Below are 24,794 nucleotides of genomic sequence, written 5' to 3'. Positions count from 1 at the left end.
GACCTGACCCTATGCCTTGGGTGACCTTGCCGGAAAGAGCGCGCGCCGGCGCGCTCCGGGCCTTGCGCCGGAGACCTGATAGGCAGGATGCCAGCTGAGGCCGTCACGGCGCCAGCGGTGATGGTCGCTCCGGTTGGAGCTGAACGGACGGGAATGCATCTCGACAAGCGTGACCAGGGAAAAGATCCTGGTGAAGCCGGTCTTGGTTTCGAAGCGCAGCAAAAGCCGTTGCAAAGTCATATCCGGTAGAGACTCGCCCAGAATTTGCCCCGTTCTTTGAATGTCGAAATTGGGTTCCCCCTGCATGGTCCAATGATAGGCTTCCGCAATGGCATGCCTGTAGCCATCTGGCAGGCATGCGGCCGGCGACACATGATTCAGGTCGTCGAGCGCCTGAGGATAGAATTTCAAGAAGTTGGACTGCTTGCCGACAAAGGTGACATGCGGCACTTCGCCTTGCGGTGCCCCGGGCAGCGTCAGGAGAAGCCAAGGGCAGAGGCGGGTCAGTTCGCTGTCGCCGAAGACAACGCCCTTGTTCTTGAGCCAGGTCCGGTAAAGAAACTGGGCCATGTCGCCGGCCAGTCCCTGTTCGACATGGGAAATGGGTTGCGGTTCGATGAAGGCGTCTCCATCTGAAAACCCTTCTGGCGCTTCTGTGGCGAATGTTTTCGGCCGGGGTGGAGACTGCCAGAGAATGTCGGAATGCGCAGTCGCTGCGAACTCGCTCCGCCGGTGGGCCGGCAACGCGTCCGGCTGTGTGTGTCCGAACATGTTGTAGCAATGGAAATCGAGTAGAAAGCCGCAGTCGAAACGCGTTGCGGTCTGGTAAAGCGCGGTCAGGTCCGCGTGCCCGGAAACACCGTTTCGATCTTGCATTGTTTGCCCGTTGCGCTTGATGCCACGGACAGTTCAGCGCATTTCTCCGGAAGCGGCAATCCTGAAAAAACTACCGGGGTTCTGATGCGGCCACGCGCCCGCGGTCTGCCCTGCAGACCGCGGGCGCGTGGAACAGGGGCCGGTTACCGGGCCGTCAGGGTGACCGACGCGAGGTCGGAGCCGACCACGGTTTCGCCTTCAAAACCGCTGTCGACAACGGCGTTGCGGTAATCGTCTTCGGTCAAGGCACCGTCGGGCAGTTTGTAGGGACCCTGGCGCGGCGCGCCGACCGGTGGGATCAGGTGGGTCAGCATCAGATGCTTCACCCCGGCGCGCCGGGCCAGGTGACCGAGATCGGTGGCGTTCGACTGGCGGAAGAAGATCGGTGGCGGAAAACCGGTGCCGCCCTCCGGCCCCATTACCGGGTGAATGGTGGAATGCACCACGATATCTGCCCCTTGCGCCAGTTTCTCAACCTGGCCGGATGTGGATGTTTCCCGGGGCGGTTTGCGCACGTCATTGCCGGCATCCCCGCCGATGACAACACTTCCCGCTGGCGTATCGACCCGGTAGGACGCGTGGCCGGCAATATGGGTGGAGCGAATGGCACTGACTGTGACGTCCCCCTTGGACCAGACCTCCTTGGCCTCGTCTTCCGGTTTGAAGTCCTTCACCTCGATCAGTTCCGCCGGGCCGCCCGGCAGACGTTTCTTGTTCTCAGCCAGTCGCTGAGCGATTTCTCCCGACTGGATCAACGCATCGCCAATATGTTTGGCAAACCGCTCGCAACTCAGGGCAAAACCCAGAGGTGACCTGGTTTCTTCGCTGCAGACAAGATCCACCTTCGGACCGCCGGAGTTGAAATGCCAACGCAGCTGCATCATGTCGGCGAGCCCCTCCGTGTGGTCGGAATGCAAATGGCTCAAGAAAATCGCGTCCAGTTGCCCGACGGGCACGCCTGCCTGGCTCAGGCGCTGGGTGGTGCCGCGGCCCGTATCGAACTGCAGGCGCATGTCGTTGCATTTATTCTCCACCGTGCCGAACTGCACGAGTGTGCCGGCGCCCGCCTGTCCCTGATAGACGGGTGGTCCGCCCTGGGTGCCGGTCAACGTCACCTTCAGACAGGTCTCTGCCCATGCGCCTGACGCGGCGAGCAGACCGCCACCAAGCACCAATGCCCGAACCAGATTCCGTGCCATTCTCTCCTCCTGTCGATTTATATTGTTATGAGAATATAATATCGATTTTAGTAGAAAACGCAATGAAGCATCGATTGTTCTGGCTCATTGTCGGCATGTCGCTTCATACGATCATGGGAAGGCGTGACGGGAAAAGCGGGTGGGTGTGCGCTATGCGCGCCCATGTCGAACTTGCGTGGGTGTTTGCGGAAACAAGGACGCCAAGAGGCGCTTCTATACGGCGGGTGGTTCGGCCACTTGTCGGCTGAAATCCTGTTTCCGGGCGGCAGACTCCAATCCACGGATGTCCGAAGACGCCGCAACTTCTTTTTGTGTGGCGTAGCGCTCGTGGTTCTGCGTAACGCGACCAAGGTCATAGAGATAGTTGACCATGACGCCGGCCGACTGAACCCTGCCTTTTTCCGAAATGTCCGCATCCGCGTGAATTGCGTGGACCTGGGCGCCATTGCCGAGGTGGAACCGTGCCACGGGGTCGAGCGGCAGTCCGTCGGGCCGCTTGGCGGATAGCAGATAATGCGCAGCCAGCTGGCGCAGCTGTTTTGGCTCCGCCTCGGCAAAGGGAATGTCTTTGCCGACCAGCCATTTGGTGAGGCCCGGGATCGGCGACAGGGTGACAAAGGTCTTCAGTCCCGGCAGTTCCGCCGACAGATCGGCGGCCACTTGCTTAATCAGGGAGTTGCCGAAGGAAATTCCGGCAAGCCCCTCCTGACAATTGGAGATGGAATAGAACACCGCGGTTCTGGCTTCTTCGGCCGTGATCGGTTCCCGGTCTTCGGCCAGCAGGCCCTGAATGGAACCGGGGATCTCTGCTGTCAGGGCCACTTCCACAAAGATCAGCGGCTCGTCCGGCATTGAGGGGTGGAAAAAGGCGAAACATCTGCGGTCAACGGGCACCAGACGCCGGCGGAGATCTTCCCAGCTCTCGATTTCGTGGACTGCCTCATAGGCGATGATCTTTTCAAGGATATGGGCCGGACTTTCCCAGCTGATCGGGCGCAGCACCAGAAAACCGCGGTTGAACCAGGACAGGAACAGATGCCGGAAATCCTGGTCGAGTGCCTGAAGGGCAGGGTCCGTACCGCCCAGCCGCAACAGGTCCGAGCGCATGCGAACCAACCGTTCGGTGGCGCCTGGTATCTGATTCAGGCGGCGGATGAGTTCCTGCCGGTCCGGTTCTACAGCGGCCATGAAGGCACGATAGCTTTTTTTGCTGGGGTCGGCTTCATAAGCGTCGAGCGTTGAGCGCACATGCTCCGGGTCTATATTCATGTCTGCAGCAAGATGCCTGAAAAAGGTGAGCTTGCCGTCGTCGTCCATTTCCTCAAAGCGCTGCAGGATGCTGCCGGCCGCGGCGAGGCCGGTGATTTCACCGGCGGCGCCGACGAGTTCACCGATGAGTTCCTCCGTTGGCCGGGCGTCCTGCCGGCCTGGTGAAAACGGCAGATTGCGGCGTTCGAAGATGGTCGACAGCAGGTCGCCGAAGAGGGACATGTGGATCTCCAGACATCTGGTTCCGAGGGCACGGCTGCCCTTAAGATAAGAAACCTTCGGCGTGCCCCCAATTGTCCAAAGGAAGAACGGCCGCGTCGGCGTCAGGAAAAATCGACAGCCTTGGTGGAGAGCCCGACGGACAGCGAAAAGCTGCCTTCGTTGATCAGCCAGCGGCGCACGGAATAGCTCCTGACGCCCCGGCTGTGCATGGGATCAGCAGCTGCAAGCGCTTCTGCCTCTTCAAGCGAGGCGGCACGGTAGATGATCATGCCTTCTCCGGTCATGTTTTCTCCCGACGCATCCGAAACCGGTCCGGCAAACGCAAGCTTTCCTTCTGCTTCCAGCCTTGCCTGATAAGCCAGATGGTCGGGCAGGGTTCCCGGCAGATCAACGTCCGGACCGGCAGGCACCGTGTTGACGACATAAAGCTCCAACGCCAGCGCGCCACGCTCTTTTGCGATCCGTTTGTACTCAGTCCATTTGGGCATGTTGCACCTCCTGTTTCCTGCACTCTAAAAAAATCGATATTATTTGACAATCTTAAAAATAGTCGTCAAAGTGTCAAAAAATTGGGAAACACCGAGGCGGTTATGCGATTCATTGTTGGGACAGGTGTGTCGGGGCAGGGCGTTTATGTTGTCGAAGGCGACTGGGCGTGGAACCTGACAAAGGCGGATGAGCGGTTCGGCACGGACCTGATGGCCTTGATCGAGGGCGTGGCGGACCCGTCAGCAATTGCTGACGCGCGCACCAAGGTCGATGCAGAGCCGGTTGCCTCGCTCACGCCTGGCCTGCCGGTTGCCCGCCCGGGCAAGATCATCTGCCTGGGCCTGAACTATGTCGATCACATCAAGGAAGGGGGCTACGACGTGCCGGTTTATCCGGCCCTGTTCATGCGCTCCAACACGTCCATGATCCCGGCCGGAGCGCCGATGGTGCGTCCCTCCTGCTCCGAGCAGCTTGATTACGAGGCCGAGCTGATGGTGATCATCGGCAAGGGCGGCAAGCACATTTCCGAGGCAGATGCTCTGTCCCACGTGTTTGGCTACACGCTGTTTAACGACGGTTCCGTGCGCGAATACCAGCGCAAGACTCACCAATGGACGCCTGGCAAGAATTTCGATGCCACCGGCCCTGTCGGACCGGTGATCGTGACGCCGGACGAGCTGCCGGAAGGCGCAGACGGCCTGAAGATCGAGTCCCGCGTTGGCTCCGAAATCCTCCAAAGCGCAACCACCTCCGACATGCTCTGGAGCGTTGCGCGCACCATTGCGACGGTATCCGAATACACAACGCTGGAGCCGGGCGATTATCTCGCCATGGGCACGCCTCCGGGCGTAGGACATGCCAAGAAACCGCCGCGCTGGCTTAGGCCGGGCGAGACGGTCGAGGTGGAGATCGAAGGCATCGGCATCTGCGCCAATCCGATCGTGGCCGAAGAAGATGTCCAGGCAACGGAGGCGGCGGAATGAGCATGGCTGCCTCGAAAGCCCCGACCGGAGAAGCACTTGCCAAGCTTCGCGCCGATGCGCAGGAGGCCGTGCGCTCACTTCGTGAGCGGGTCGGGCGGCTCGACGATGACGGCATCGATCTGATCCTCCGGACGGCGCGCTCGCATTATGCCTGGCAGGACAAGCCGGTTCCGCGTGAGCTGCTGGAGACGATCTACGACATCACGGCGGCCGGTGCGACCAGCATGAACACCTGTCCGGCGCGGTTTTTCTTCGTCGAGACGATCGAAGCCAAGAAGCGACTGGCGAAATCGCTCAAGGACAAGAATATCGACAAGATGATGTCGGCCCCATCGACAGTGATCATCGCGCACGACCTGGAGTTCTGGAAGGAGCTGCCATACCTCTTTCCGCATGAGGACCGGCGGCCGCATTTCGAAGGCAAAGCGGAACACTCTGAAGTCACGGCGTTTCGAAACGGCACCCTGCAGGGGGCCTATTTCATGATCGCCGCCCGCGCCGTCGGGCTGGATGTCGGCGCCATGTCCGGCTTTTCCAACCAGATTGTCGATGAAGAGTTCTTTGCCGGAACGACACTGAAGTCGAACTTCCTGTGCAATCTCGGATATGCCGACGAGACGGCGCTGTTTCAGAAGCTGCCCCGTCTGCCGTTCGACACGGCCTGCAAGTTTCTGTGAGGGAAAATGGTGGCCTTGAAGGAAAAAACGGTTGTGAAGCTGCGGGCCAGGGGCACCGGTCTGTCGCATTCGCGGACAGATGTCGGCATTCGTGACCTGACCTTTTCCATTGACGAACCGGCGGCGCGCGGCGGGACCAATCTTGGACCTGCACCGACAGAGGCAGCCGTTGCTGCCCTGGCAGGCTGCACCAACGTGATCGGCCACAAATGCGCCGCCAGGCTCGGCGTTGATATCGGTCACATGGAAATCGAGATTACCTGCGAGTTCGACCGCAGGGGCGTCACTCTTGAGGAGGAGATCGACGTTCCCTTTGTCGCGCTGCGCCAGGTGGTGACCTGCGACGGGTCGCTGAGTGAAGACGACCTGCAGAAAGTCGCAGGCGACGTCGCCAAGTACTGCCCGCTGTCCAAGCTCTTTGAACAGTCGGGGACTGCACTTGAGACGGTCTGGCAGAAAGCCTGACCGGTCTCGTTCTTTTGGGAGGAGAATGTCATGATTGGAAAACTGACACGGCGGAGCGCCTTGGCTCTTGCGCTTCTGAGCGCCACCTCGGTACCGTCCTTTGCAACGGAAACCATCAAGGCGGTGGTGATTGACGGTTATCCGGCCCGGGCTCTCTGGGTGAAGGAGTTCACAAACTTCTTCATTCCTGAAGTCGACAAGCGGCTTGCCAAGACCGGCAACTACAAGATGGACTGGCAGGAAAGCTATGGCGGGTCCATCGTCAAGCCGAAGGGTGTCCTGGAAGGTGTGAAGCTCGGGCTTGGCGACATCGGTATCGTCACCACCATCTTCCACTCTTCGAAACTGCCGAGCCAGGCGATTTCTGCCGTGACCCCCTTCATCGCGCCGGATTCCCGCGCTGTGGCCAAGGCGGTGGACGAGATCGCCAAGGAATTCCCGACCATGCAGAAGGAATTCGAAGCCCAGAACCAGGTCTACCTCGCCACCGGCGTGGTGCTTGATACCTACCAGGTGTTCTCCAAGGAGCCGATCAACTCGCTTGCCGACCTGGAAGGCAAGAAGGTTGCCGGTGCCGGCATGAACCTGCGTTATCTTGAGGGCATCGACGGCGCGGCCGGTGTGCGCGGTGGCCTGACCGACTTCTACAACATGCTGCAGACCGGCCTGGTCGACAAGGCCATGCTGTGGCCGGAAGCTGCCAAGACCTTCAAGATCGCGGAGGTTGCACCTTACATGCTCAAGGCCGATCTTGGTGCCGTGAACTCCAAGACCATCACCGTCAACAAGGACTATTGGGATGGTCTGCCGGACGAGGTGAAAGACGTGCTGCAGGAAGTGGCCGTTGAATATCGCGACCATGTTGCCGGCATTGCCATGGACCGTGCGGAAGCGAGCCGGGCCGCCTATGTGGAATCCGGTGGTACCGTGGTGGAGATGGATCCGGAACAGCGTGCAGCCTGGGCGGCCGCCATGCCGAACATTGCCGTGGAATGGGCCGCGAACCTCGACACCAAGGGCGAGCCGGGCAGCGACATGCTGAAGGCCTATATGGCGAAGCTCGCCGAGGCCGGTTACACCCCGGTGCGGGACTGGTCCTCCGAGCTGACCCAGTAAGTCACCAGACAAGACGCATGCCGCCCGAACGGGGGCATGCGCCGGACACGGGTTGCAGGCAAGTGGCAGGTGACCCGATTTCCTTCCTCGTGCAAAATCAAAAAAACTGGACGGCACAAGCGGGGTTGCTGGAATGCTGGAATTCTTGACCGGCGGGGCACGCGCCTTCTCGAAATTGATCAGTTGGGTGGCAATCGGCGCCAACGCAGTCGGCACGCTCATCGTGCTCGGCCTGGTTCTGATCGTGAATTACGACGTCGTGGCGCGCGGCCTCTTCAACGCCCCCTTCCGGGGTGCCTATGAAGTGGTCCAGTTCTCCATGGTGCTGATCGTCTTCCTGCAGCTCCCCGATGTCGTGCGCATGAACCGGCTGACACGGTCCGACGGTTTTCTGACAATCCTGTCGACGACGCGGCCCGGCTCTGCGGACTCAATCCGGCGGACGATCAACTTCGTCTCCGCCGTCTTCATGGGACTGGTGGCCTATGCGATCTGGCCGGAATTCCTTGAAATGTATGAAACAAAAGACTTTTTTGGCGTTCCAGGCATCTTCACCGCGCCCTGGTGGCCGATCAAGCTCGCCATCTTTCTGAGCGCTCTCATGTGCGCTCTCCTGTTCTTCATCAAGGTCCTGATACCGGACCACAAGGTTGAGCCCGTGCGTCTCAACGAACACGCAGAGGAAGACTCGTGACACCTTTTGAAATCGGCATTCTATCGGTCGTCGCGATTGTCGTTCTCGTCTATCTCGGCGTTTACATTCCGATTGCCCTCGGCCTCGTTTCCTTCGTCTCCATCCTGCTGATGCGGGACAATTTCGACCTGGCAATCAACCTTCTGAAGATCGCCATTGGCGACAGCGTGATGGAATACACCTTTGCCACGGTGCCGCTCTTCACCTTCATGGGACTGATTGTCTCCAAGGCGGGGCTTGGGGCGGATATCTATCAGGTGATGAACAGCGGCTTTCGCAAGGTCAAGGGCGGCATTGGCATGGCCACCGTCGGTGCGAATGCTGTCTTTGCAGCCGTCACCGGCTCGTCGATCGCTTCCGCCTCGGTCTTCTCCAAGGTCTCCGTGCCTCAGATGATGGCATTCGACTACAATCCGCGCTTCGCCGTCGGCGTGGTTGCCGGGTCGTCCGTTCTGGGCATGATCATTCCGCCGTCGGCCATGCTGATCATCTATTCCTTCGTCGCCGAGCAAAGTGTGGGAGACATGTTCCTGGCCGGCGTCGTGCCGGGGCTCATGCTGGCCGCTGCCTATGTCGCCGCGATCTTCCTGATGGGCCGTTTGACGCCAGCCTATGTCGGTGGCCGTACGGCAGAGGAAACGGAATGGATGTCCCCGCTGGAGATTGCGGACAAGACCCTGCCGACCCTTGTCCTGATTGTTGCTGTGCTTGGAGGTATTTATACCGGCTGGCTGACACCGGTTGAGGCCGGGGCAGCCGGGTCCTTGCTGGGCTTGGTGATCGCGGCTCTGCGCAAGAAGCTGACGCTGACGTCTCTTTGGCATGCGCTCCTGGAGACAGGGCATATCACCGCATCCATCCTGTTCCTGATCACGGCCGCGTCGATCTACAGCCGCATGCTCGGGCTTGCCGGCCTGCCGAACGAACTCGGCGATCTTCTGACCGATACCCAGCTGACCTTCTTCTGGATCATGGTTATCTACGTTCTGCTGATGATCTTCCTCGGAACGATCCTCGACACGGCGTCGATCATCCTGATTGTCGTGCCGCTGTTCCTGCCGCTGGTGGAGCCGATGGGGCTGTCCCTGGTCTGGTTCGGCATCGTCACCGTGGTCGGCGCCGAGATTGGCCTTCTGACACCACCTCTCGGCATTTCCTGTTTTGTCATCAAGGCGACGCTGAACGATCCGCGCATCTCGCTGAAAGATGTCTTTGTCGGTGCGTTCCCGTTCGCACTGGTCATGCTGATCGTGCTGATTGCACTGATCCGCTGGCCGTCGCTCAGCCTTGCCATTCTGAACTAAGAGGGTTCCATGCGTCACGTCACCAAGGACAACATCACCGACGTCTTCATGGGGTATTTCGGTCCGGATACAGATCCGCGGCTGAAGGAGATCCTGAAGAGCCTCGTCACGCATCTGCACGACTTTGCCCGCGAGACAAATCTGACCCATGCCGAATGGCGCAAGGGCATCGAATTCCTGGAATGGGCCGGCAATATCTCGGATGCCGAGCGGCATGAATTCGTGCTTCTGTCCGATGTTCTGGGCCTGTCCTCGCTGGTCGACATGTTGCACTCGCATCCGGAAGGCACGAGCTCCAGTGTGCTCGGACCGTTCCACATCACGGGGGCGCCACCGTTGCCGATCGGTGCTGACCTGCGCAAGGATTTCGGCGATCAGGTGCTCTTGGCCGAAGGCACGATCCGCGACACGGACGGCAATCCGATCGAAGGTGCGGAGCTGGATATCTGGCAGACGGCGCCCAACGGCCTTTATTCAAGTCAGGACCCGGACCAGGACACCTATTCGTTCCACGGCCTTCAGACAACCGGCAAGGACGGCCGCTATGCCTTCACCTCGGTCAAGCCGGTTTGCTACACAGTGCCGAGCGATGGTCCGGTGGGTGATATCCTGAATGCCAGCGGGCGCCATCCCTGGCGGCCTTCCCACCTGCACTACATCGTCAAGGCACCGGGCTACCGCACCCTGGTGACGGAGATCTTCCCGGATGACGACCCTTACCTCGATCAGGACACGGTTTTCGGTGTGCGCGACGACCTGGTCATGACCTATGTCGAACAGCCGGCAGGGACCTTTCCGGAGGAAGGTTTCGAGCTCTCCGGTCAGGTGGACGGGCCGTGGCTCAAGGCCGCGTTCGATCTGGTGTTGGTCAGGGAATGAGGGGAGGGGCTAGCTCTCTTCGCATCCCTGCACCTACCCTTCGTCTTTCCGGAGCCGTCGCTTCACTTCGTCCGGGATGACCTTGGAAAGGTCATTTGGAGACCGTGTTCCATCGATTGTCATCCCGGTTTGAAGCGCAGTCTTCAAGACCGGGATCCAGTACGCCGTGCTGATGGAAGCATATCAATCGGCGCTCGCGTTTACCGGGGCCCGGCTTTCCGCTGCGCTCCGGCCGGGATGACAATTGAGGCGAGATTGCGCGCCTCGCGGCTACTCCGCAGCTTCCGCCACAAAATGTTTTTCCAGGAACGCGCCGGTGTTGCGGTAGTGGTCGAGTAGAAGATGGCAGGCGGTCTCAATGTCACGATCGACGGCCGCGTTCATGATGTCCGTGTGCTCCTTGCCAATGTCGCGCTTGGAGTAGTTCAGCGCCCTTCCGGCAAGATAGCGATATCGGATGTTGAGGTCGTAGAGCTGGTTGCAGAATTTCAGCAGTACCGGCGAATGGCAGGCGCTGATCAGGTTCATGTGGAAGGCCTTGTGAAGCTCTTCAAAACGTTCCACATTTGCGCGGGGCTCGCGCATCATCCGATGGTGACTGATCACCAGCCGGTCTTCCCACGCGTGGTCGGCGCTTTGCAGGCTTTCCCGCAGCGCCATCTCTTCCAGCTGGCAGCGCAGTTTCAGGATTTCCGTAAAATTCTGCGGGCTGATTTCCGCGGCCCGGAACCCCCGCTGGTCAAGCCGTTCCACCAGAAGGTCCGACACCAGCAACGTCAGGGCTTCGCGGATGGGCGAGCCACCCATATCCAGGATCTTGCGCAGGTTCTCGATCTTGAGTTTTTCACCGGGCGCCAGTTCGCCGACCAGGATCATCCGTCTGATCGCCAGATAGGCTCGTTGGGTGGCGGAAGGTTCCTGGGCGGGGTCGATATGCGGTTGAATGCTCATGGGCTGATAATATCGATTTTTCTGACGATTTGCCAGTTTTAACTACCGTCTTATCAACCAAGGTCAAGTCTGGAATCGCGGAAAATCGCCGGTTGGCGGCAGAAAGGTCAGATAAGCTGTCAGAGCAATGAGGCGCAGCCGCATTTCAAGCGGCGCGCCCGTGCTCATCCTGTTGCTCAAGCGGCCCTTTTTTCAAGGACCGGAAGAAAGCGGCAACGGCATCCGTCAGCTGGCCGGCATTGGCGCTCATGGTTTCAGCGGAACTCAGGACGGTCTTGGAAGCGGCCTGTGTGGTGGCCGCGTTTTCGGCAACACCGTCGACCGTATTGGTGACGTCCGTCGTGCACTTCACCGTGCTGGAAACGTTGTCCTGAATGGCCTGTGTGGCCTCGGCCTGCTTTTCAGCGGCAGCTGAAATCATGCCGGTGATCGTTTCGATCTCGGTAATGGTCTGGGAAATGGTGTCGAAGGATTCTGCTGTTTCCCGGCTGGCCGTGTCGACTTCCTCCAGCGACTGGGTGATTTCCTGGGTGGCCTTCGCGGTCTGGTTCGCCAGTTCCTTGACCTCGGCGGCAACGACGGCAAAACCCTTGCCCATTTCGCCGGCTCTTGCGGCCTCAATGGTGGCATTCAGTGCAAGCAGGTTGGTCTGATCGGCAATCGAGGAGATCAGGCTGATGATCTCGCCGATGGCTTCTGCCGAGGTCTTCAGGCTGTTGGCCTTGTCCTGCCCCTGTGCGACCTGATTGACAGCTTCGCGGGCAATCTCGATGGACCGGCCGATCTGGCCGGTGATCTCGGTGGTGGATTGTGACAGGTGGTCGGCGGCCTCCGCTGCTGCATTGACGTTGTCGGAGGTCAGGTTGGCTGCGTCGGCAATCGCTGTCACCACCTGGGCGTTGGATTGGGCAGAGGCCTCCATGTCACCTGCGGTGCCGGTCATGCTGTTGGCCGAGGACATCAGGCTTTCTGCGATCTGGCTGATCTGGCTTTCGAAGGAGTCGGTCGACTCGCGAAATGCGCCCACGCGGCCTTTGATGGTTTCAATGGCATCGTTCATGATCCCGGCGTTTTGCAGGTAGCTGCCATTGAGACCGCCGGGCTGGATCCGGCGGTAATATTGATTGTTCTGGATGGCGGTCATCGAGGCGGCGGCCTCGCGCATGAAAGCGTCCGTCCTGTCGATCATGTGGTTCATGGCGATCATCAACTCGCGGATGTCGCCATGCTCGGCATAATCCTTGGCGCGGGCTTCAAAATTCCCCCAGCCGACCTCGCTGCAGACTTTTGATGCTGCCGCAAGGCCCTTTCTGGAGCGCTGCACGGCCAGGACCACGAACAGCGCTGAAAGGGCGGTTAGGCCGGACATGATTGCTGCTGCGAATGTCCAGCCGACAAGTGCGCTGACACAGGCGCCAAGTCCGGCAAGTGCGGCGAGGGCCGCGCCAAGAACAGCGTTAGAGAGTGTGAATGAGCTCGTCATAACTCACGCCTTTGGATTGAAGAAGAGAGACCAGTTGGTCGTGACCGGCCTGCATGCCGGCTTTCCGGTTGTCTGCGGTCTGTTCGGTCTGAAGAAGCTGGGCATAAAGCGGCGTGATGATGTCGTCGACAATCCGGCGGTTCGGAACCCGCCTGTTTGAATGGTATCCGATGATCGCGCCGCGCTCGTCATAGCTTGGCGTCACATGCGCCAGAACCCAATAGTGGTCGCCATTGGCCGACATGTTGATCACGTAGGCAAAGATCTCGCCGCCGGCTTCGATCGTGTCCCACAGCAGCTTGAACACGCATCTGGGCATATCAGGGTGGCGGATTAGGCTATGGGGCGCATTTTCCAGCGCCTTGCCGTCAAAGCCGGCAATGTCCCGGAACACGTTGTTCGCGTAGGTGATGCGCCCGCGCGTGTCGGTCTTGGAGACGATCAGGTCCCGTTCTGAGAAAAATCGCTCAATCCCGGTTGGCTGAACCTTGTAATGTGTCATCCCACCATTGCCCGCTTCCTGGTGCGACCTGAGTCGCGTTTGTCGGACAACGCTATCCCCGCAGGCTTAAAGATCCTTAAAGAAAGGGTGCATTTTGCGGTTGTAATCAACTAGGGGTATATGCACTTTTGACGAGGGTTTCGGTTGTGACGCGGCAGCTGAGCGGAGAATTCCTGACAGGCCCGGTGTTGCGCGGTGCCGGGACCGGCGCATCCGATAAACTGCGGACTTTGCAGGACAGGGCGACATTCTGTATAGAGAGCGCCAACCGCCCGGACCCAATGTGCGCTCGGCCGTCAGGCCAGCCCCTCCGGCACCTTGTCCAGAAAAAGAACAAGACCAATGAACGACTTTCTCGTTGCTGCCCTCTACCTGTTCACGCCGCTCGACGACTTTGAGGCGATGCGGGACCCGCTCAAGGCCTATTGCAAGGCAAGGGATGTGCGCGGCAGCCTGCTTCTGGCGCAGGAAGGGATCAACGGCACGATTTGCGGACCGGAAGCGGGCGTGCGTGCGGTTTTGGCGCACTTGCGGGCCGACCCGCGCCTGAAAGACCTGACCCACAAGGAGGCGTGGACGCACCGGCACGTGTTCAAACGCATGAAAGTGCGGTTGAAGCAGGAAATCGTGCGTCTGGCCGTCGATGGCATCGATCCGAACGAAATCGTTGGCGAATATGTCAAGCCGGAAGACTGGAATGCGCTGATTTCCGATCCGGACGTGGTGGTGATCGACACCCGCAACGACTACGAATTTGCCTTCGGAACCTTTGAACGGGCGCTCAACCCGGAAACGCAGGCATTTCGCGACTTTCCCGACTGGGTGGAAGGCCAGGAAGACCTGAAGAAGAAGCCCAAGGTCGCGATGTTCTGCACCGGCGGCATCCGCTGCGAGAAGGCGACCGCCTGGATGCTGAAAAACGGCTTTGAGGATGTCTATCACCTGGAAGGCGGCATTCTGAACTACCTGGAGAAGGTTCCGGAGGAAAACAGCCTTTGGAAGGGGGAGTGTTTCGTCTTTGATGACCGGGTCTCCGTCGACCATCAGCTGCAGCCGCGCTGGGGTTCCTGGGTTCCCGAAGAAGCCCGGCACATCATCAACGAAGACACCGACTACGAAAAAAGCGCGCGGGCAGAGACCGATGCGGCCGCCGAGGTGGAAGCAATTTCTTAACGACTGTTAACTTTTTCGCTTTAACCCCTTGAACATCTTCCCTAAAGTCATGGTGCAGAGCGTTTTTCTGCACCAGACTGGGGGATAAGTTGATGCGTCACAGGTTCTGGAGCGCGGCCGTCGCGCTGGTTCTCACACCGGTTCTCAGTTCTTCGGTTGTGGCAGGCGGGCAGGCCTTGTCCTGCTATGAACAAGCGACTGTCCCGGCTGTCTATCGAACCGTGCATCAAAAAGTTCTTGTGCAGCCCGCCTCCAGCTATGTGGTGCAGAAGCCGGCCGTCTACAGTTACCGGACCAAACGGGTGCTCGTGCAGGCCGAGCGTGTCAGCTACCGGCAGACGCCCGCTGTTTACCAGACACGGCAAAGCCAGGTTCTGGTACAGCCGGCCAGCGTCGGGTGGGAATATCGCATGATCAAGGGCCGCAAGATCCTGTGCAAGGTGCAGCACCCGGCCGTCTATAGAACCGTCAGTCAAAAGGTTCTCGTGCAGCCGGCTTCGAAAGTGGCCGTCCGCCAGCCGGCGATTTACAGCTCGGTCCGGGAAAAGGTTCTCGTGCAACCGGCAACCAGTCACCGCGTTCATAAGCCGGCGGTCTACCGGACCGTCAGTCGACAGGTTCTTGTTCAGCCGGCGCAGACTGTCTGGAAACCGGTGCGTGTCCGCGGTTGCCGGTACTAACGGTTTTCAGCCTAACCTAGCGGGGGAACATGATGATTTGCACTTTGGTTGCCTCTTCGATCCTGCTCAGCGTTGAAGACGGATCCATGGCGGTCCTGATCCCGGAAAATCAATCCGTCCGCATCTATGATGAACAGTCTGCGAGCGGGGAGACTGCGGTCGTGCATCTCATCGGTGAGACCAAGATCCAGGTGCGGGGCGTCAAGGCGAAGCAGATTATCGAGGCGATGAAAGCCTGCCGCCGGACGGAAGGATAACACGGCAAGCAATTTGCTTCGCCCTGAGCCTAGGTGCCAGAGGTTTTGAACCGATAGGACCTCAAGCCCGTCCGGCCGTGGCCTTCGACCAGAAAGAGCCCGCCGGAGAGCGTGTCGGGGTCCATTGTTGTCGGATCTGCAGGCTGCTTGATGCTCGTGACGATCAGGTGATCGAGATCAGGTCCGCAGAAGCAGGGCATGGTCGGCTTGTCGACAGGCAACTTGATGGCTTCCAACAGATTGCCGTCCGGGCTGAAGCAATTCAACACGCCGGCAGAAACACCCGCACTCCAGTAGTTGCCGTCCGTATCGACCGTTGCACCATCCGGGCGGCCGGTGTCGTTGGTCTGCTGGGCGTAGAGCATTTTCGAGCCGAGCGCACCGCTCGACGGGTCGAAGCCGTAACATTCGATCCAGCCGGGCGAGGTGTCGGAATGATACATGTAGGCCCCGTCCGGGGTCCATGCGAGACCATTTGAACATTGCAGTTCATCGCGGATTTCGGCGACGTCGCCGCTGGCGTCGATCCGGTAGAGACCGGCAATAGGCTCACGCGGTGAGCTGGTGTCCATCGTGCCGACCCAGAAGGCCCCATCCGGCCCAACCTTGCCATCGTTGAGGCGGGTGCGTGGTTCGTCCGCCTGAACCTCGGCCAGGATTTCGCTTCTTTCCGTCGCCGGATCAAACAGCAGGATCTTGTCCCAGACACTGACAATCAGCCGGTCATCATCCGTCAGGCCGAACGAACCGACCTCATTGTCGAAATGATAGGTGGTGATCTTGCGACTTGCCCAGTCCATCGACTGGATGGAGCGACCCTGAATATCCGCCCAGAGCAGGCGGTTGGCCCGGTCATCCCAGGTTGGACATTCGGCAAGCTGATAGGTTGTGTCGAGAAAGCGGGTGATCGTGTGGGTCACCGGAGGCGGTTCCTTAAAAAGCCAATTCCATGAACGGAGGCGGACTATAGCGGGGGTTGCGGTGAACGTCGACTGTTCTTGGATGTTTGCCGGAGCATTGCGCGAAACAACCCTAGTCGCCCTCCAGCGGGATCGCTGTCCGCTTGACGATCGGGCGAATGGCAAAGGAGGATTTCATCCTGAGAACGCCGGGGAGCTGCGCGAGGTGATCCCGGTGGATGCGTTCGAAATCGATCGGGTCCCGTGCGGAAAGACGGAGGATGTAGTCGGCGTCGCCGGCCATCAGGAAACATTCCATGATCTCGTCGGACCGGGCGACGGCGCGCTCGAAATTCTCCAGCGTCTCCTTGGACTGGCCGGTAAGCGAGATCTCGACAAAGACGTCCATGTGCCGGCCGAGTTTCTTCTGGTCCAGAAGCGCAACATACTTGTCGATGATGCCGGCGTCTTCCAGGGCGCGCATGCGCCTGAGGCAGGCCGAGGCCGACAGGCCGACCTTGTCTGCAAGATCCGCATTGGCAATGCGGCCGTCGCTTTGCAGGACATTCAGGATTTTCCGGTCGAGGCGATCGAGTTTCATTTTGTTGCACCGCACATATTGCTGGCATTGAGATCATGCCTAGCAATATATTTGAGCTTTTGTCCAATTGGCGCAAGAAAATTGCGTCAAGGGCGATCGATGAGGCGTGGAACGCAAGCACATTCGAGGCAATTGGGCGTAGACTCATCGGCAATCAAAATGCTTCCAGAGGAGACGGGAAGATGCGTATTGGTGTGCCGAAGGAAATCAAGAACCACGAATACCGGGTCGGTCTGACCCCGGACAGCGTTCATGAAATGGTGGCCCACGGCCACGAAGTTGTCGTGGAAACCAATGCCGGTGCCGGTATCGGCGCCAGTGATGCAGATTATGAGGCGGCCGGTGCGAAGATCCTGGCGACCGCCAAGGACGTCTTCGACGCGGCCAACATGATCGTCAAGGTCAAGGAACCGCAGGCCGTCGAACGCGCCATGCTGCGTCCGGACCACATTCTCTTCACCTACCTGCATCTGGCTCCGGATGCGGAACAGACCGCGGACCTGGTCAAGTCCGGTGCAACCTGCATCGCCTATGAGACGGTTGTTGACGCCCGCGGTGCACTGCCGCTGCTGGTGCCGATGTCCCAGGTGGCCGGGCGCCTGTCCGTCATTGCCGGTGCCAAGGCGCTGGAAAAGGCACAGGGCGGCTCCGGCACGCTGATCGGCGGCGTGCCGGGTGTTGAGCCGGCCAAAGTTGTCGTGATCGGCGGCGGCGTTGTCGGCTCCCATGCCATCACCATGGCGATCGGCCTCGGCGCCGATGTCACCGTTCTCGACCGCAACACCGCAGTCCTCGGCGAGCTTGCCCTTGCGTTCGGACCGGCTCTGAAGACCGTCTACTCGACCAAGTCGGCGCTCGAAAAACACGTTCTGGAAGCCGACGTCGTTGTCGGTGCCGTGCTGGTCGCCGGTGCAGCAGCTCCGAAACTGGTCTCCAGGGATCTGGTGAGCCGCATGAAGCCGGGTTCGGTTCTGGTGGATGTCGCCATCGACCAGGGCGGCTGCTTCGAGACGTCCAAGGCAACCACCCATTCCGACCCGACCTACATCATCGACGATGTGGTGCATTACTGCGTTGCCAACATGCCGGGTGCGGTTCCGAAGACCTCCACTTATGCGCTCAACAACGCCACGCTGCCGTTTGCGCTCGCTCTTGCCGACAAGGGCGCCAAAAAGGCTCTGCTCGACGACCCGCATTTCCTGCCGGGCCTGAACGTCATCGGCGGGCAGGTTACCTGCGAAGCGGTTGCGACCGCGCTTGGCTACGACTATGTCGACCCGAAGGTCGCGCTGGAACAGGCCAAGGACGCGGCGGCTGCCTGAGCTGTCATGCACTGAACTGCAAGAGAAAGCCGGTCCCTCGAGGCCGGCTTTTTGCGATGTGATTTGCAGGCTGAAAAGTCCTGGCCCTAAAGCTTGCCGAAGCTCCAAAGTGCCTGGGCCGCAAGCAGCATTTCCTCGTGCAGCCGCTCGTAGCGCGTCTCGCGCTCCTTGCTGAAATAGCCTTCCTCTCCGACGGGATCGGGTTCGCCCAGCAGATAGGCGATGTCGAGGGCGAAGTAGGTCATGTCTCCGTAAGGGCGTTTGATGTCAGAAGCCAGCATCCCGCCCAAATCGCCTAGTCTCAGGTTTTTCAGAAGCACCAGATGATCTTTCGTCACTGTGAAGTCCATGGTGTCTGCGTCCGGAACCTGGACATAGTTCATGTACCGGACCGAAATATCGAGGACACCGGTTACTGGATTGCGCAAGTGTGCGATGGGAACGTCATAATCGCCTGGATCCAGCCTTGCTTCCTGGAAGAAGCGGACCAGGTGCGGTTCCAGCCTTTTTGACAATTCCTGACATGACTTCCTGCTGCCTGGTTTGAGACCTGGTGCATAGTCTTCAAGGCCGCGAAATTGTTGGGTCTCGACGTCTTCATCCGGCATCTCGGCTGCAAAGAAAATCATACCGACTTCGCCTCCTCCGAACCAGAAAACATTCAGGTGGCGCCGCATGTCGGCGGCGACGTCTTTGAAGTTCTGCTCGGTCGCTTGGGTCATGGCGATAACTCCTTCTGAAATAGATGACTTGGAAAACGGGGCGCGATGCACCCAGCAAGGGGAGGGAATATCAGCCGGATGTCCTCGCCTCCTGAGGTCAACCTAGAGGTATCGAACTTTCAGGGTGTGATGCTGATCACACCAAAAGGACGTACGCCTCAGGATCGTCAACTCAGATGACATATGTTGCCAAAGGCACAGCCCACTTCGACATAAATGCTTGTGCGCAGAAAGCTTTCCAATCAACAAAACAAATTTTACTTCGATTATCGAATAAATGTTAATCTCTTCAGCGAATAGATCTCACCATTGCTGTTTTCACCGGGAGATTTCAATTGCTCGTTTCGATTGTTTTTGCCGGACTTTTCGGTGCTGGTATCGTTTTGGCGGTGCAAGGATGGAAAAAGAAAAGCTTTTTCTTGTCTCTGTCCGGGGGCGTTCTGGCGTTTTTTGGCGTCGCCCTGTTTGTGCTGGACACAATGGCGGAAATGAAAAAGGCCGGAATGATCTGAGGGCTGAGCCCCAGATCCAAAAAATGGGCGGGACGAATTCGTCCAGATATGTGGCACAAAGCTGCAGCAAACCCGCTTGTCGCACTTTTTCGTGCAATTCGTCGCCATGCGGTTTGCCATTCTATCAAACTTGGGAGGCCTGGCGGAACGGCTGTTGGCGGCAGATCGGTCTGGCGCCGAGATAGTTATCCCTTTGAAACCCGTGGCGGTATTGAGAAAGGTCCTTTGACTTTGCAGCTTCCGCGGGCTATCGCGACCTCGTATTAAATCGCACGTTGAAGGGTCGTGAATTGCATGTCCGCGAAATTTTCAGTTTTGGCCAAAATCTTTGTAATAGCCGTCTGTTTCATTGGCGTTCCTCTTGAAGCAGCAAACGCCAAGGATAACAAGTTCCTCTGCAGCGAAGTGTTTCGATCGTTCAAATCCGCAATCAACGCACACGACAAACACTTGATGAAATACGCAGCATTCGCCAAGGGGCGCGCCTTCACCATCACCGGAATGAAAGGGTGCGGGTGGGCACATGGCAAGAAAACCCAGGCGGAAGCGGACCGTGTTGCCATGAAAAACTGTCGGAAAAGCGCCAAGAATCCAGACAAATGTTACATCGCGCTTCGGTACAAGGACTGACGCGTCCGGCAGAAGGCCCCAGTTTGGTCTGAAATGCTCTAGGGGCACCTGACTTTATAGGGGGTGCCGTCCTGGTCATGGGCGATGCAATTGCGCGGCGTGGTGACGACGCCGACCAGACCACCGCCAACGGCACCAAGGGCCGCGCCTGCCAGAGTGGCGTTTACGGTGGAGCCCGCAACAGCGCCAATGGTCGCTCCGGTGGCAGCCCCAAGACCTGCACCGATCAGCATGCGGTCGCGCTGGCTCTCGGTGTTGGCACAACCGGCCAGCAGAATGGCGGATAGCGTTGCAACGAGCACAGGTTTCATGGAGCAGCCCTTGACGGAATCTAATCCCGACAAGGGTGAAGAGGTATGGTTAACAGATCCTTACCAGGGGCCGTTTATCCAAGGCTCAGGTGCCTATGGACAGCGGACCCGGAACGGGTTGCCGTTCTGGTCGTAGGCCACACAGTTCTTGGGTGCGGTCGCAGCCCCCACGAGAGCCCCGCCGGCTGCACCAATGGCAGCCCCGGCAAGTGCCGGACCTGCACCGGCTCCAGCTGCCGCACCGACGATGGCGCCCGTCGCAGCCCCCAGACCACCACCCACAAGGGCGCGGTCGCGCGTGCTGCTTGATTGACAGCCGGCCAGGAGAAGCGCCGCTGCAGCGATCAACAGAAAGGATTTCATCGTATGTCCTTGCGCCCCGAGGCCGTTACGGAATGCCGTGCCGCCTTACGGGCAGGCGACACGATAGGGATTGCCGTACCTGTCATAGGCGACGCAGTTCTTCGGCGTGGTGGCGGCTCCCACGATAGCACCGCCGGCAGCACCAATGGCGGCGCCGGCCAATGCCGGGCCGGCTCCATTGCCGGCTGCGGCACCGATGATGGCGCCGGTAGCAGCGCCAAGACCGCCACCAACAAGCGCCCGGTCTGTCTGGCTGTCAGACTGGCAGCCGGCGAGGAAGGCCGCTGCGGCGGCGATCAAAAACAGTTTTTTCATCTTGTCCATCCTGCCGGCCCCTCAGCCGGGCTCACTCAAGAGGCGATCGCTGCCTTACGGGCAAGCGACGCGGTAAGGATTACCGTAACGGTCGTAGGCAACGCAGTTTTTCGGAGTGGTCGCACCACCGACAATGGCACCGCCAGCGCCACCGATGGCTGCTCCGACCAGTGCGCCGCCGACATCGCCCGTTGCGGCTGCGCCGATGGCGGCACCCGTTGCCGCGCCCAGGCCGCCACCGACCAAGGCACGGTCGCGTTGGCTGTCAGACTGGCAACCTGCCAGCGCGAGGGCGACTGCTGCGAGCAAAACAAACTTTTTCATAAAAGGTATCTCCCTTCCACTTCGCGTAAGGCCGCGAATTCAATAGAATAAAGTCTCACAGAGGTTAAGCTGCTTTGACCGCAGGGGCAATGTCGCAATTCGAACAATGAACCTGCACCCTGGCCCGGCCGCACCGGACCAGGCCCGTTGTCCGACAAAGAAAGCGCCGGTTGGGCAAAAGTAAGGCGCCCGGAACTTCGTTAACAAATTTGACGCATGGAGGGAGGGTCAGCTCCGAAGGGTCGCCAATAGACCTTGTGTCGATGCGTCTTTCGAATCAGCTGCCGTGTCGCCCTTCACCATTGGCAACAGAGCGGTCGCCAGCTCCTTGCCCAGCTCCACGCCCCACTGATCGAAGGAGTTGATGCCCCAGATGACGCCCTCGACAAAGACGCGGTGCTCGTAAAGAGCGATCAGGCGGCCGAGCGCAAATGGTGTCAGCTTGTCATAGGCCAGGGTGAGGGAGGGGCGATCACCCGGAAACACCTTGTGCGGGGCAAGGCGGGCAACCTCTTCGGATGCCATTCCTGACTTGCTCAGCAGCTCGGTTGCTTCGTCCAGCGTGCGGCCCAGCATGAGCGCTTCCGACTGTGCCAGGCAATTGGCGATCAGCAGTTCATGGTGATGCTTGAGGTCGTCTTCGTGACCGTTGGCGGCAATCAGGAATTCGCACGGAATGACGGTCGTGCCCTGATGCAGCAGCTGGTAGAAGGCGTGCTGACCATTGGTGCCAGGTTCGCCCCAGACAAGCGGGCCTGTTTCTTCTGTGACCGGGCTGCCGTCGAGCCTGACGCGCTTGCCGTTCGATTCCATGTCGAGTTGCTGCAGATAGGCCGGCAGGCGCGCCAGACGTTGGTCGTAAGGCAGCACGGCGCGGGCGGAATAGCCCAGACAATCGCGGTTCCAGACGCCGATCAGGGCCATCAGGACAGGCAGGTTTTTCTCCAGCGGGGCTTCCGCGAAATGGGTGTCGAGGGCATGGGCCCCTTCCAGAAAGTCATTGAAGGCATCCGGACCGATGGCGATCATCAACGGCAATCCGATGGCCGACCAGACGGAATAGCGGCCGCCGACCCAATCCCAGAAACCGAACACCCTTGTTTCATCAATGCCAAAGGCTGCGACCTTGTCGAGGGCGGTGGAAACCGCGGCAAAGTGGTCGCCAACGGCCTCTTCGCCGAGAGCCCCGGCAATCCAATTGCGCGCGGTTTGCGCGTTGGTCATGGTCTCGATGGTGGTGAAGGTCTTCGAGGCGACAATGACCAGGGTGGTGGCCGGGTCGAGCTTTTCCAGCGTGTCGGCGATATGCGCACCGTCGACATTCGAGACGTAATGCAGCTCCGGCCCGTCATGGTAGGGGCTGAGCGCCAGCGTGGTCATAACAGGGCCGAGATCCGACCCGCCAATGCCGATATTGACGACGTCGGTAAAGGCGTCGCCGCTGGACGATGTCAGATCGCCAGACCGGATCGCCTCGGAAAAATCAGCCATGGCGTCGAGCACGGCGCGCACGTCCGGCATGACGTCCTCGCCGTCGACCAGAACCGGCTTGTCCGACTTGTTGCGCAAGGCCGTGTGCAACACCGCCCGGTTCTCGGTAGCGTTGATCTTTTCTCCGGCGAACATGGCATTGCGCCGGCCTTCGACATCCGCGGCATTCGCCAGATCGAGCAGCAGGTCAAGGGTCTTGCCGTCAAGCTTCGACTTGGAATAATCGAGGAGAAGGTCGTCACAGCGCGCAGAGAGGGACGTGAACCGGTCCGGGTCGGCGGCAAACAACTGCCGCAGCGTGGTGTTCTTTAGGTTGTCCGCCTGCCGGGCAAGCGCATCAAACGCTGCGTGAAGAGCCATGAACGATCTCCTTAAATCGATTTAGCTGCCGCTTTTCGGGCAAAATTCGATGGTGCGCACCAGATAGCACAGGCTCCCCGGAAGAGGGAGCAGAAAATGTGGGCAAGGCTGCCAGGCTCGTGTCCGGCAAGCTGTCGGCAGGCCGGGGGGCGATAACCGACCCAAGCGGGCATTCACGCAGTTGGAGTGCAAGAGGCTGGACTGAAGTTCTCACCAGGGGAAGAAGCGATTTACCTGCCGCACGGGCTCGAGACGGCTTGGCACCGGGACGTCTTGAGTGAATGGCTTCTGGGAAAGCCTCGGCGAGATCATGTTGCAAGAATAACCTGTCTATACGTGACGCGGCAGTTCTGCTTGAATATTTGAGAGAATCTGAGTCGTTGCCGCTTTGGGCAGGCGAAACGAAGACCGTCTTTGGGTAAGCCGTATCATGAGCTCCGAAACTAAAAAACATGGCCTCGTGCATTTGCAGGACCAACCGGGTGCAGAAGAAGAGGTGGTGGTGATGGATTTTGACAATTTGTCAGTCCTGCACGCCACCGTTACCAATGTCAGCGAATGGGGCTGCCGTCTGACTTCAGTGGATATTTCCAGGCTTTACAAGAATGTCGGCATCTGGCCCAAGGACGCGGACACGCTGGTCAAGGCTCAGGTCACCTCGGTGAAAGGCAGCGATGCGGCCCTGGTCTTTGCCAAGAGCGAAAAGTCCGTCTCCGACAAACGCCGCGAGAAACGTAACAATGTCAGCATTCCGGTGAAAATCGCTGACCTGGAAGGCATCACGGAAATTGAAGGCCGGATTGTGGATGCAGGCAACAATGGTGTGCGCATCACCGCCAAGGGCCTGACCGCAATGCCGGAAGAAGTGCTGCTCACCATGAAGAAGTTCGACAAGCCGGTGGTTGCCGAATTTGCCTGGCGGAACGAAACCTCGGCAGGGTTGCGGCTGTTATGGAACCGCACCCTGGAGCAGAACGAAGACGAACACGGCGAAGATGACGCCGATGCCGACGCTGATGCCGGCGACGAGGAACAGCAAAGCGCCTGAGGCTGAAATGCCTCAGGCGAGCCTGATCAGTCGTTCAGAGTTGCGGCAGCGCGGGCACGTTCTTCAATGCCGGCCCAATCTTCGGCTGCGATGGCCTTTGCATCGGCAATCCAGGATCCCCCGACACACAGGACGTTCGGCAGTTTGAGGTAGTCCTGAGCCTTGTCCAGGGAAACACCACCCGTCGGACAGAACTTGGCTGCCGCCAGCGGTGAGGAGAGGGATTTCAGGTAGGGGGCGCCGCCTGCCTGTTCGGCCGGAAAGAATTTCAGTCTCTGATAGCCACGCTCAAGCAGTGCCATGACCTCAGAGGCCGTTGCCGCGCCCGGAAGTAGCGGAACACTGTGTTCGTCAGCCGCATCAAGCAGGGTATCTGTCGCGCCAGGCGACACAATGAAACGGGCACCAGCGGATACGGCGGCATCATACTGCTTGCCATCGAGCACCGTTCCGGCCCCGACGATTGCGCCTTCCACGTGCTCATTGACCGCGTCAATCGCTTCAAGGGCATGCGGTGTGCGCAGCGTGATCTCGATGGCAGGCAGACCGCCGCGCACCAGAGCCCTTGCCATCGGCACGGCTTTTTTCGGGTCTTCCACCACCAGAACCGGGATCACCGGGGCAGCGCACATTACTTTTTCGATTTTTTCAATGTCCTGGGCCACAGGCTTCTCCTC

Annotated in this window: 29 protein-coding genes; 13 read left to right on the top strand and 16 right to left on the bottom strand. The window is 59.4% G+C overall.

Annotated features, from left to right (window positions below):
- Positions 1-9: 9 nt before the first annotated feature.
- The 4 genes from ACO6TG_RS05630 to ACO6TG_RS05615 all read right to left on the bottom strand — a co-directional run bounded on the left by ACO6TG_RS05630 (position 10) and on the right by ACO6TG_RS05615 (position 4,054).
- Entirely contained in the window at positions 10-876 is an 867-nt protein-coding gene (locus ACO6TG_RS05630; RefSeq protein ID WP_422377274.1) for a hypothetical protein, read from the bottom strand.
- Between the two features lie 143 nt (positions 877-1,019).
- The gene (locus tag ACO6TG_RS05625; RefSeq protein ID WP_422377273.1) at positions 1,020-2,075 is read right to left on the bottom strand and encodes an MBL fold metallo-hydrolase; all 1,056 of its coding nucleotides are present in this window, start codon (positions 2,073-2,075) and stop codon (positions 1,020-1,022) included.
- 213 nt (positions 2,076-2,288) lie between these two features.
- Positions 2,289-3,566, bottom strand: coding sequence for a malonyl-CoA decarboxylase (locus ACO6TG_RS05620; protein WP_422377272.1), 1,278 nt, complete (start codon positions 3,564-3,566; stop codon positions 2,289-2,291).
- Between the two features lie 101 nt (positions 3,567-3,667).
- Positions 3,668-4,054, bottom strand: a complete 387-nt coding sequence (locus tag ACO6TG_RS05615) for a YciI family protein (protein ID WP_422377271.1) — start codon at positions 4,052-4,054, stop codon at positions 3,668-3,670.
- A gap of 102 nt (positions 4,055-4,156) precedes the next feature.
- On the opposite strand from ACO6TG_RS05615, the gene ACO6TG_RS05610 reads away from it, so the two are divergent.
- The 7 genes from ACO6TG_RS05610 (at position 4,157) to ACO6TG_RS05580 (ending at position 10,173) form a co-directional block, all read left to right on the top strand.
- Positions 4,157-5,038 carry a fumarylacetoacetate hydrolase family protein gene (locus tag ACO6TG_RS05610; RefSeq protein WP_422377270.1) on the top strand — a complete coding sequence of 294 codons (882 nt, stop codon included), beginning with the start codon at positions 4,157-4,159 and terminating at the stop codon, positions 5,036-5,038.
- Positions 5,035-5,715 (top strand): malonic semialdehyde reductase, encoded by a 681-nt coding sequence (locus ACO6TG_RS05605; RefSeq protein ID WP_422377269.1) that lies wholly within the window; start codon positions 5,035-5,037, stop codon positions 5,713-5,715. The genes ACO6TG_RS05610 and ACO6TG_RS05605 overlap by 4 nt, the downstream gene beginning before the upstream one ends.
- Positions 5,716-5,721: 6 nt before the next feature.
- Positions 5,722-6,180, top strand: a complete 459-nt coding sequence (locus ACO6TG_RS05600) for an OsmC family protein (RefSeq protein ID WP_422377268.1) — start codon at positions 5,722-5,724, stop codon at positions 6,178-6,180.
- 30 nt (positions 6,181-6,210) lie between these two features.
- On the top strand, positions 6,211-7,296 hold the full coding sequence (locus tag ACO6TG_RS05595; protein ID WP_422377267.1) for a C4-dicarboxylate TRAP transporter substrate-binding protein: 1,086 nt from the start codon (positions 6,211-6,213) through the stop codon (positions 7,294-7,296).
- A 133-nt stretch (positions 7,297-7,429) separates the two neighbouring features.
- A complete protein-coding gene (locus ACO6TG_RS05590) occupies positions 7,430-7,990 on the top strand; it encodes a TRAP transporter small permease subunit (RefSeq protein WP_422377266.1) in 561 nt (186 codons plus the stop codon).
- Positions 7,987-9,294, top strand: a complete 1,308-nt coding sequence (locus tag ACO6TG_RS05585) for a TRAP transporter large permease (RefSeq protein WP_422377265.1) — start codon at positions 7,987-7,989, stop codon at positions 9,292-9,294. Before ACO6TG_RS05590 ends, ACO6TG_RS05585 begins: the two co-directional genes overlap by 4 nt.
- A gap of 9 nt (positions 9,295-9,303) precedes the next feature.
- Positions 9,304-10,173: a dioxygenase gene (locus ACO6TG_RS05580; protein ID WP_422377264.1), complete on the top strand. Its 870-nt coding sequence runs from the start codon at positions 9,304-9,306 to the stop codon at positions 10,171-10,173.
- 270 nt (positions 10,174-10,443) lie between these two features.
- On the opposite strand, the gene ACO6TG_RS05575 is transcribed toward ACO6TG_RS05580, so the two are convergent.
- The 3 genes from ACO6TG_RS05575 to ACO6TG_RS05565 all read right to left on the bottom strand — a co-directional run bounded on the left by ACO6TG_RS05575 (position 10,444) and on the right by ACO6TG_RS05565 (position 13,109).
- Positions 10,444-11,124: a GntR family transcriptional regulator gene (locus ACO6TG_RS05575; RefSeq protein ID WP_422377263.1), complete on the bottom strand. Its 681-nt coding sequence runs from the start codon at positions 11,122-11,124 to the stop codon at positions 10,444-10,446.
- A gap of 145 nt (positions 11,125-11,269) precedes the next feature.
- Complete coding sequence (locus tag ACO6TG_RS05570) at positions 11,270-12,607, bottom strand: methyl-accepting chemotaxis protein (RefSeq protein ID WP_422377262.1); 1,338 nt, start codon at positions 12,605-12,607, stop codon at positions 11,270-11,272.
- Entirely contained in the window at positions 12,582-13,109 is a 528-nt protein-coding gene (locus ACO6TG_RS05565) for a PAS domain-containing protein (protein ID WP_422377261.1), read from the bottom strand. Before ACO6TG_RS05565 ends, ACO6TG_RS05570 begins: the two co-directional genes overlap by 26 nt.
- Positions 13,110-13,451: 342 nt before the next feature.
- Between ACO6TG_RS05565 and ACO6TG_RS05560 the strand changes: the two genes are divergently transcribed.
- From ACO6TG_RS05560 to ACO6TG_RS05550, 3 genes are all read left to right on the top strand, one after another.
- Complete coding sequence (locus tag ACO6TG_RS05560; RefSeq protein WP_422377260.1) at positions 13,452-14,282, top strand: rhodanese-related sulfurtransferase; 831 nt, start codon at positions 13,452-13,454, stop codon at positions 14,280-14,282.
- A gap of 92 nt (positions 14,283-14,374) precedes the next feature.
- A complete protein-coding gene (locus ACO6TG_RS05555; RefSeq protein ID WP_422377259.1) occupies positions 14,375-14,962 on the top strand; it encodes a hypothetical protein in 588 nt (195 codons plus the stop codon).
- Between the two features lie 32 nt (positions 14,963-14,994).
- Positions 14,995-15,219 carry a hypothetical protein gene (locus ACO6TG_RS05550; protein ID WP_422377258.1) on the top strand — a complete coding sequence of 75 codons (225 nt, stop codon included), beginning with the start codon at positions 14,995-14,997 and terminating at the stop codon, positions 15,217-15,219.
- Positions 15,220-15,248: 29 nt separating this feature from the next.
- Here the strand turns inward: ACO6TG_RS05550 and ACO6TG_RS05545 are convergent, their stop codons facing one another.
- Entirely contained in the window at positions 15,249-16,139 is an 891-nt protein-coding gene (locus ACO6TG_RS05545) for an SMP-30/gluconolactonase/LRE family protein (protein ID WP_422377257.1), read from the bottom strand.
- A gap of 112 nt (positions 16,140-16,251) precedes the next feature.
- Positions 16,252-16,719: an Lrp/AsnC family transcriptional regulator gene (locus tag ACO6TG_RS05540; protein ID WP_422377256.1), complete on the bottom strand. Its 468-nt coding sequence runs from the start codon at positions 16,717-16,719 to the stop codon at positions 16,252-16,254.
- A gap of 182 nt (positions 16,720-16,901) precedes the next feature.
- Between ACO6TG_RS05540 and ald the strand changes: the two genes are divergently transcribed.
- Positions 16,902-18,041 carry an alanine dehydrogenase gene (gene ald / locus ACO6TG_RS05535; protein WP_422377255.1) on the top strand — a complete coding sequence of 380 codons (1,140 nt, stop codon included), beginning with the start codon at positions 16,902-16,904 and terminating at the stop codon, positions 18,039-18,041.
- Positions 18,042-18,127: 86 nt separating this feature from the next.
- Here the strand turns inward: ald and ACO6TG_RS05530 are convergent, their stop codons facing one another.
- The gene (locus ACO6TG_RS05530) at positions 18,128-18,763 is read right to left on the bottom strand and encodes a hypothetical protein (RefSeq protein ID WP_422377254.1); all 636 of its coding nucleotides are present in this window, start codon (positions 18,761-18,763) and stop codon (positions 18,128-18,130) included.
- An 806-nt stretch (positions 18,764-19,569) separates the two neighbouring features.
- Between ACO6TG_RS05530 and ACO6TG_RS05525 the strand changes: the two genes are divergently transcribed.
- Complete coding sequence (locus ACO6TG_RS05525) at positions 19,570-19,905, top strand: hypothetical protein (RefSeq protein ID WP_422377253.1); 336 nt, start codon at positions 19,570-19,572, stop codon at positions 19,903-19,905.
- A gap of 38 nt (positions 19,906-19,943) precedes the next feature.
- Here ACO6TG_RS05525 and ACO6TG_RS05520 read toward each other — a convergent pair whose 3' ends face one another.
- The 5 genes from ACO6TG_RS05520 to pgi all read right to left on the bottom strand — a co-directional run bounded on the left by ACO6TG_RS05520 (position 19,944) and on the right by pgi (position 23,069).
- Complete coding sequence (locus ACO6TG_RS05520) at positions 19,944-20,216, bottom strand: hypothetical protein (RefSeq protein WP_422377252.1); 273 nt, start codon at positions 20,214-20,216, stop codon at positions 19,944-19,946.
- Positions 20,217-20,309: 93 nt separating this feature from the next.
- Positions 20,310-20,579, bottom strand: coding sequence for a bacteriocin (locus ACO6TG_RS05515; RefSeq protein ID WP_094074664.1), 270 nt, complete (start codon positions 20,577-20,579; stop codon positions 20,310-20,312).
- Between the two features lie 45 nt (positions 20,580-20,624).
- Complete coding sequence (locus tag ACO6TG_RS05510) at positions 20,625-20,894, bottom strand: lipoprotein (RefSeq protein WP_422377251.1); 270 nt, start codon at positions 20,892-20,894, stop codon at positions 20,625-20,627.
- Positions 20,895-20,948: 54 nt separating this feature from the next.
- Complete coding sequence (locus ACO6TG_RS05505; RefSeq protein WP_094071559.1) at positions 20,949-21,218, bottom strand: glycine zipper domain-containing protein; 270 nt, start codon at positions 21,216-21,218, stop codon at positions 20,949-20,951.
- 228 nt (positions 21,219-21,446) lie between these two features.
- On the bottom strand, positions 21,447-23,069 hold the full coding sequence (gene pgi, locus ACO6TG_RS05500) for a glucose-6-phosphate isomerase (protein WP_422377250.1): 1,623 nt from the start codon (positions 23,067-23,069) through the stop codon (positions 21,447-21,449).
- 430 nt (positions 23,070-23,499) lie between these two features.
- Here pgi and ACO6TG_RS05495 point away from each other — a divergent pair, with 430 nt between their 5' ends.
- Positions 23,500-24,117 carry a PilZ domain-containing protein gene (locus ACO6TG_RS05495; RefSeq protein WP_422377249.1) on the top strand — a complete coding sequence of 206 codons (618 nt, stop codon included), beginning with the start codon at positions 23,500-23,502 and terminating at the stop codon, positions 24,115-24,117.
- Between the two features lie 26 nt (positions 24,118-24,143).
- Here the strand turns inward: ACO6TG_RS05495 and ACO6TG_RS05490 are convergent, their stop codons facing one another.
- Positions 24,144-24,782 carry a 2-dehydro-3-deoxy-phosphogluconate aldolase gene (locus ACO6TG_RS05490; protein WP_422377248.1) on the bottom strand — a complete coding sequence of 213 codons (639 nt, stop codon included), beginning with the start codon at positions 24,780-24,782 and terminating at the stop codon, positions 24,144-24,146.
- Positions 24,783-24,794: the final 12 nt, after the last annotated feature.

Source organism: Roseibium sp. (assembly GCF_965233565.1).
Classification (GTDB): Bacteria; Pseudomonadota; Alphaproteobacteria; order Rhizobiales; family Stappiaceae; genus Roseibium.
Note: the sequence above shows the minus strand (reverse complement) of the source record. Positions and strands in the feature narration are given on the sequence as shown.

What these genes read in the sequence shown, in the direction of transcription:
- ACO6TG_RS05630 (WP_422377274.1), bottom strand. Translation starts at nt 876, where the DNA reads ATGCAAGATCGAAACGGTGTTTCCGGGCACGCGGACCTGACCGCGCTT.
- ACO6TG_RS05625 (WP_422377273.1), bottom strand. Translation starts at nt 2,075, where the DNA reads ATGGCACGGAATCTGGTTCGGGCATTGGTGCTTGGTGGCGGTCTGCTC.
- ACO6TG_RS05620 (WP_422377272.1), bottom strand. Translation starts at nt 3,566, where the DNA reads ATGTCCCTCTTCGGCGACCTGCTGTCGACCATCTTCGAACGCCGCAAT.
- ACO6TG_RS05615 (WP_422377271.1), bottom strand. Translation starts at nt 4,054, where the DNA reads ATGCCCAAATGGACTGAGTACAAACGGATCGCAAAAGAGCGTGGCGCG.
- ACO6TG_RS05610 (WP_422377270.1), top strand. Translation starts at nt 4,157, where the DNA reads ATGCGATTCATTGTTGGGACAGGTGTGTCGGGGCAGGGCGTTTATGTT.
- ACO6TG_RS05605 (WP_422377269.1), top strand. Translation starts at nt 5,035, where the DNA reads ATGAGCATGGCTGCCTCGAAAGCCCCGACCGGAGAAGCACTTGCCAAG.
- ACO6TG_RS05600 (WP_422377268.1), top strand. Translation starts at nt 5,722, where the DNA reads ATGGTGGCCTTGAAGGAAAAAACGGTTGTGAAGCTGCGGGCCAGGGGC.
- ACO6TG_RS05595 (WP_422377267.1), top strand. Translation starts at nt 6,211, where the DNA reads ATGATTGGAAAACTGACACGGCGGAGCGCCTTGGCTCTTGCGCTTCTG.
- ACO6TG_RS05590 (WP_422377266.1), top strand. Translation starts at nt 7,430, where the DNA reads ATGCTGGAATTCTTGACCGGCGGGGCACGCGCCTTCTCGAAATTGATC.
- ACO6TG_RS05580 (WP_422377264.1), top strand. Translation starts at nt 9,304, where the DNA reads ATGCGTCACGTCACCAAGGACAACATCACCGACGTCTTCATGGGGTAT.
- ACO6TG_RS05575 (WP_422377263.1), bottom strand. Translation starts at nt 11,124, where the DNA reads ATGAGCATTCAACCGCATATCGACCCCGCCCAGGAACCTTCCGCCACC.
- ACO6TG_RS05570 (WP_422377262.1), bottom strand. Translation starts at nt 12,607, where the DNA reads ATGACGAGCTCATTCACACTCTCTAACGCTGTTCTTGGCGCGGCCCTC.
- ACO6TG_RS05565 (WP_422377261.1), bottom strand. Translation starts at nt 13,109, where the DNA reads ATGACACATTACAAGGTTCAGCCAACCGGGATTGAGCGATTTTTCTCA.
- ACO6TG_RS05560 (WP_422377260.1), top strand. Translation starts at nt 13,452, where the DNA reads ATGAACGACTTTCTCGTTGCTGCCCTCTACCTGTTCACGCCGCTCGAC.
- ACO6TG_RS05555 (WP_422377259.1), top strand. Translation starts at nt 14,375, where the DNA reads ATGCGTCACAGGTTCTGGAGCGCGGCCGTCGCGCTGGTTCTCACACCG.
- ACO6TG_RS05550 (WP_422377258.1), top strand. Translation starts at nt 14,995, where the DNA reads ATGATTTGCACTTTGGTTGCCTCTTCGATCCTGCTCAGCGTTGAAGAC.
- ACO6TG_RS05540 (WP_422377256.1), bottom strand. Translation starts at nt 16,719, where the DNA reads ATGAAACTCGATCGCCTCGACCGGAAAATCCTGAATGTCCTGCAAAGC.
- ald (WP_422377255.1), top strand. Translation starts at nt 16,902, where the DNA reads ATGCGTATTGGTGTGCCGAAGGAAATCAAGAACCACGAATACCGGGTC.
- ACO6TG_RS05530 (WP_422377254.1), bottom strand. Translation starts at nt 18,763, where the DNA reads ATGACCCAAGCGACCGAGCAGAACTTCAAAGACGTCGCCGCCGACATG.
- ACO6TG_RS05525 (WP_422377253.1), top strand. Translation starts at nt 19,570, where the DNA reads ATGTCCGCGAAATTTTCAGTTTTGGCCAAAATCTTTGTAATAGCCGTC.
- ACO6TG_RS05520 (WP_422377252.1), bottom strand. Translation starts at nt 20,216, where the DNA reads ATGAAACCTGTGCTCGTTGCAACGCTATCCGCCATTCTGCTGGCCGGT.
- ACO6TG_RS05515 (WP_094074664.1), bottom strand. Translation starts at nt 20,579, where the DNA reads ATGAAATCCTTTCTGTTGATCGCTGCAGCGGCGCTTCTCCTGGCCGGC.
- ACO6TG_RS05510 (WP_422377251.1), bottom strand. Translation starts at nt 20,894, where the DNA reads ATGAAAAAACTGTTTTTGATCGCCGCCGCAGCGGCCTTCCTCGCCGGC.
- ACO6TG_RS05505 (WP_094071559.1), bottom strand. Translation starts at nt 21,218, where the DNA reads ATGAAAAAGTTTGTTTTGCTCGCAGCAGTCGCCCTCGCGCTGGCAGGT.
- pgi (WP_422377250.1), bottom strand. Translation starts at nt 23,069, where the DNA reads ATGGCTCTTCACGCAGCGTTTGATGCGCTTGCCCGGCAGGCGGACAAC.
- ACO6TG_RS05495 (WP_422377249.1), top strand. Translation starts at nt 23,500, where the DNA reads ATGAGCTCCGAAACTAAAAAACATGGCCTCGTGCATTTGCAGGACCAA.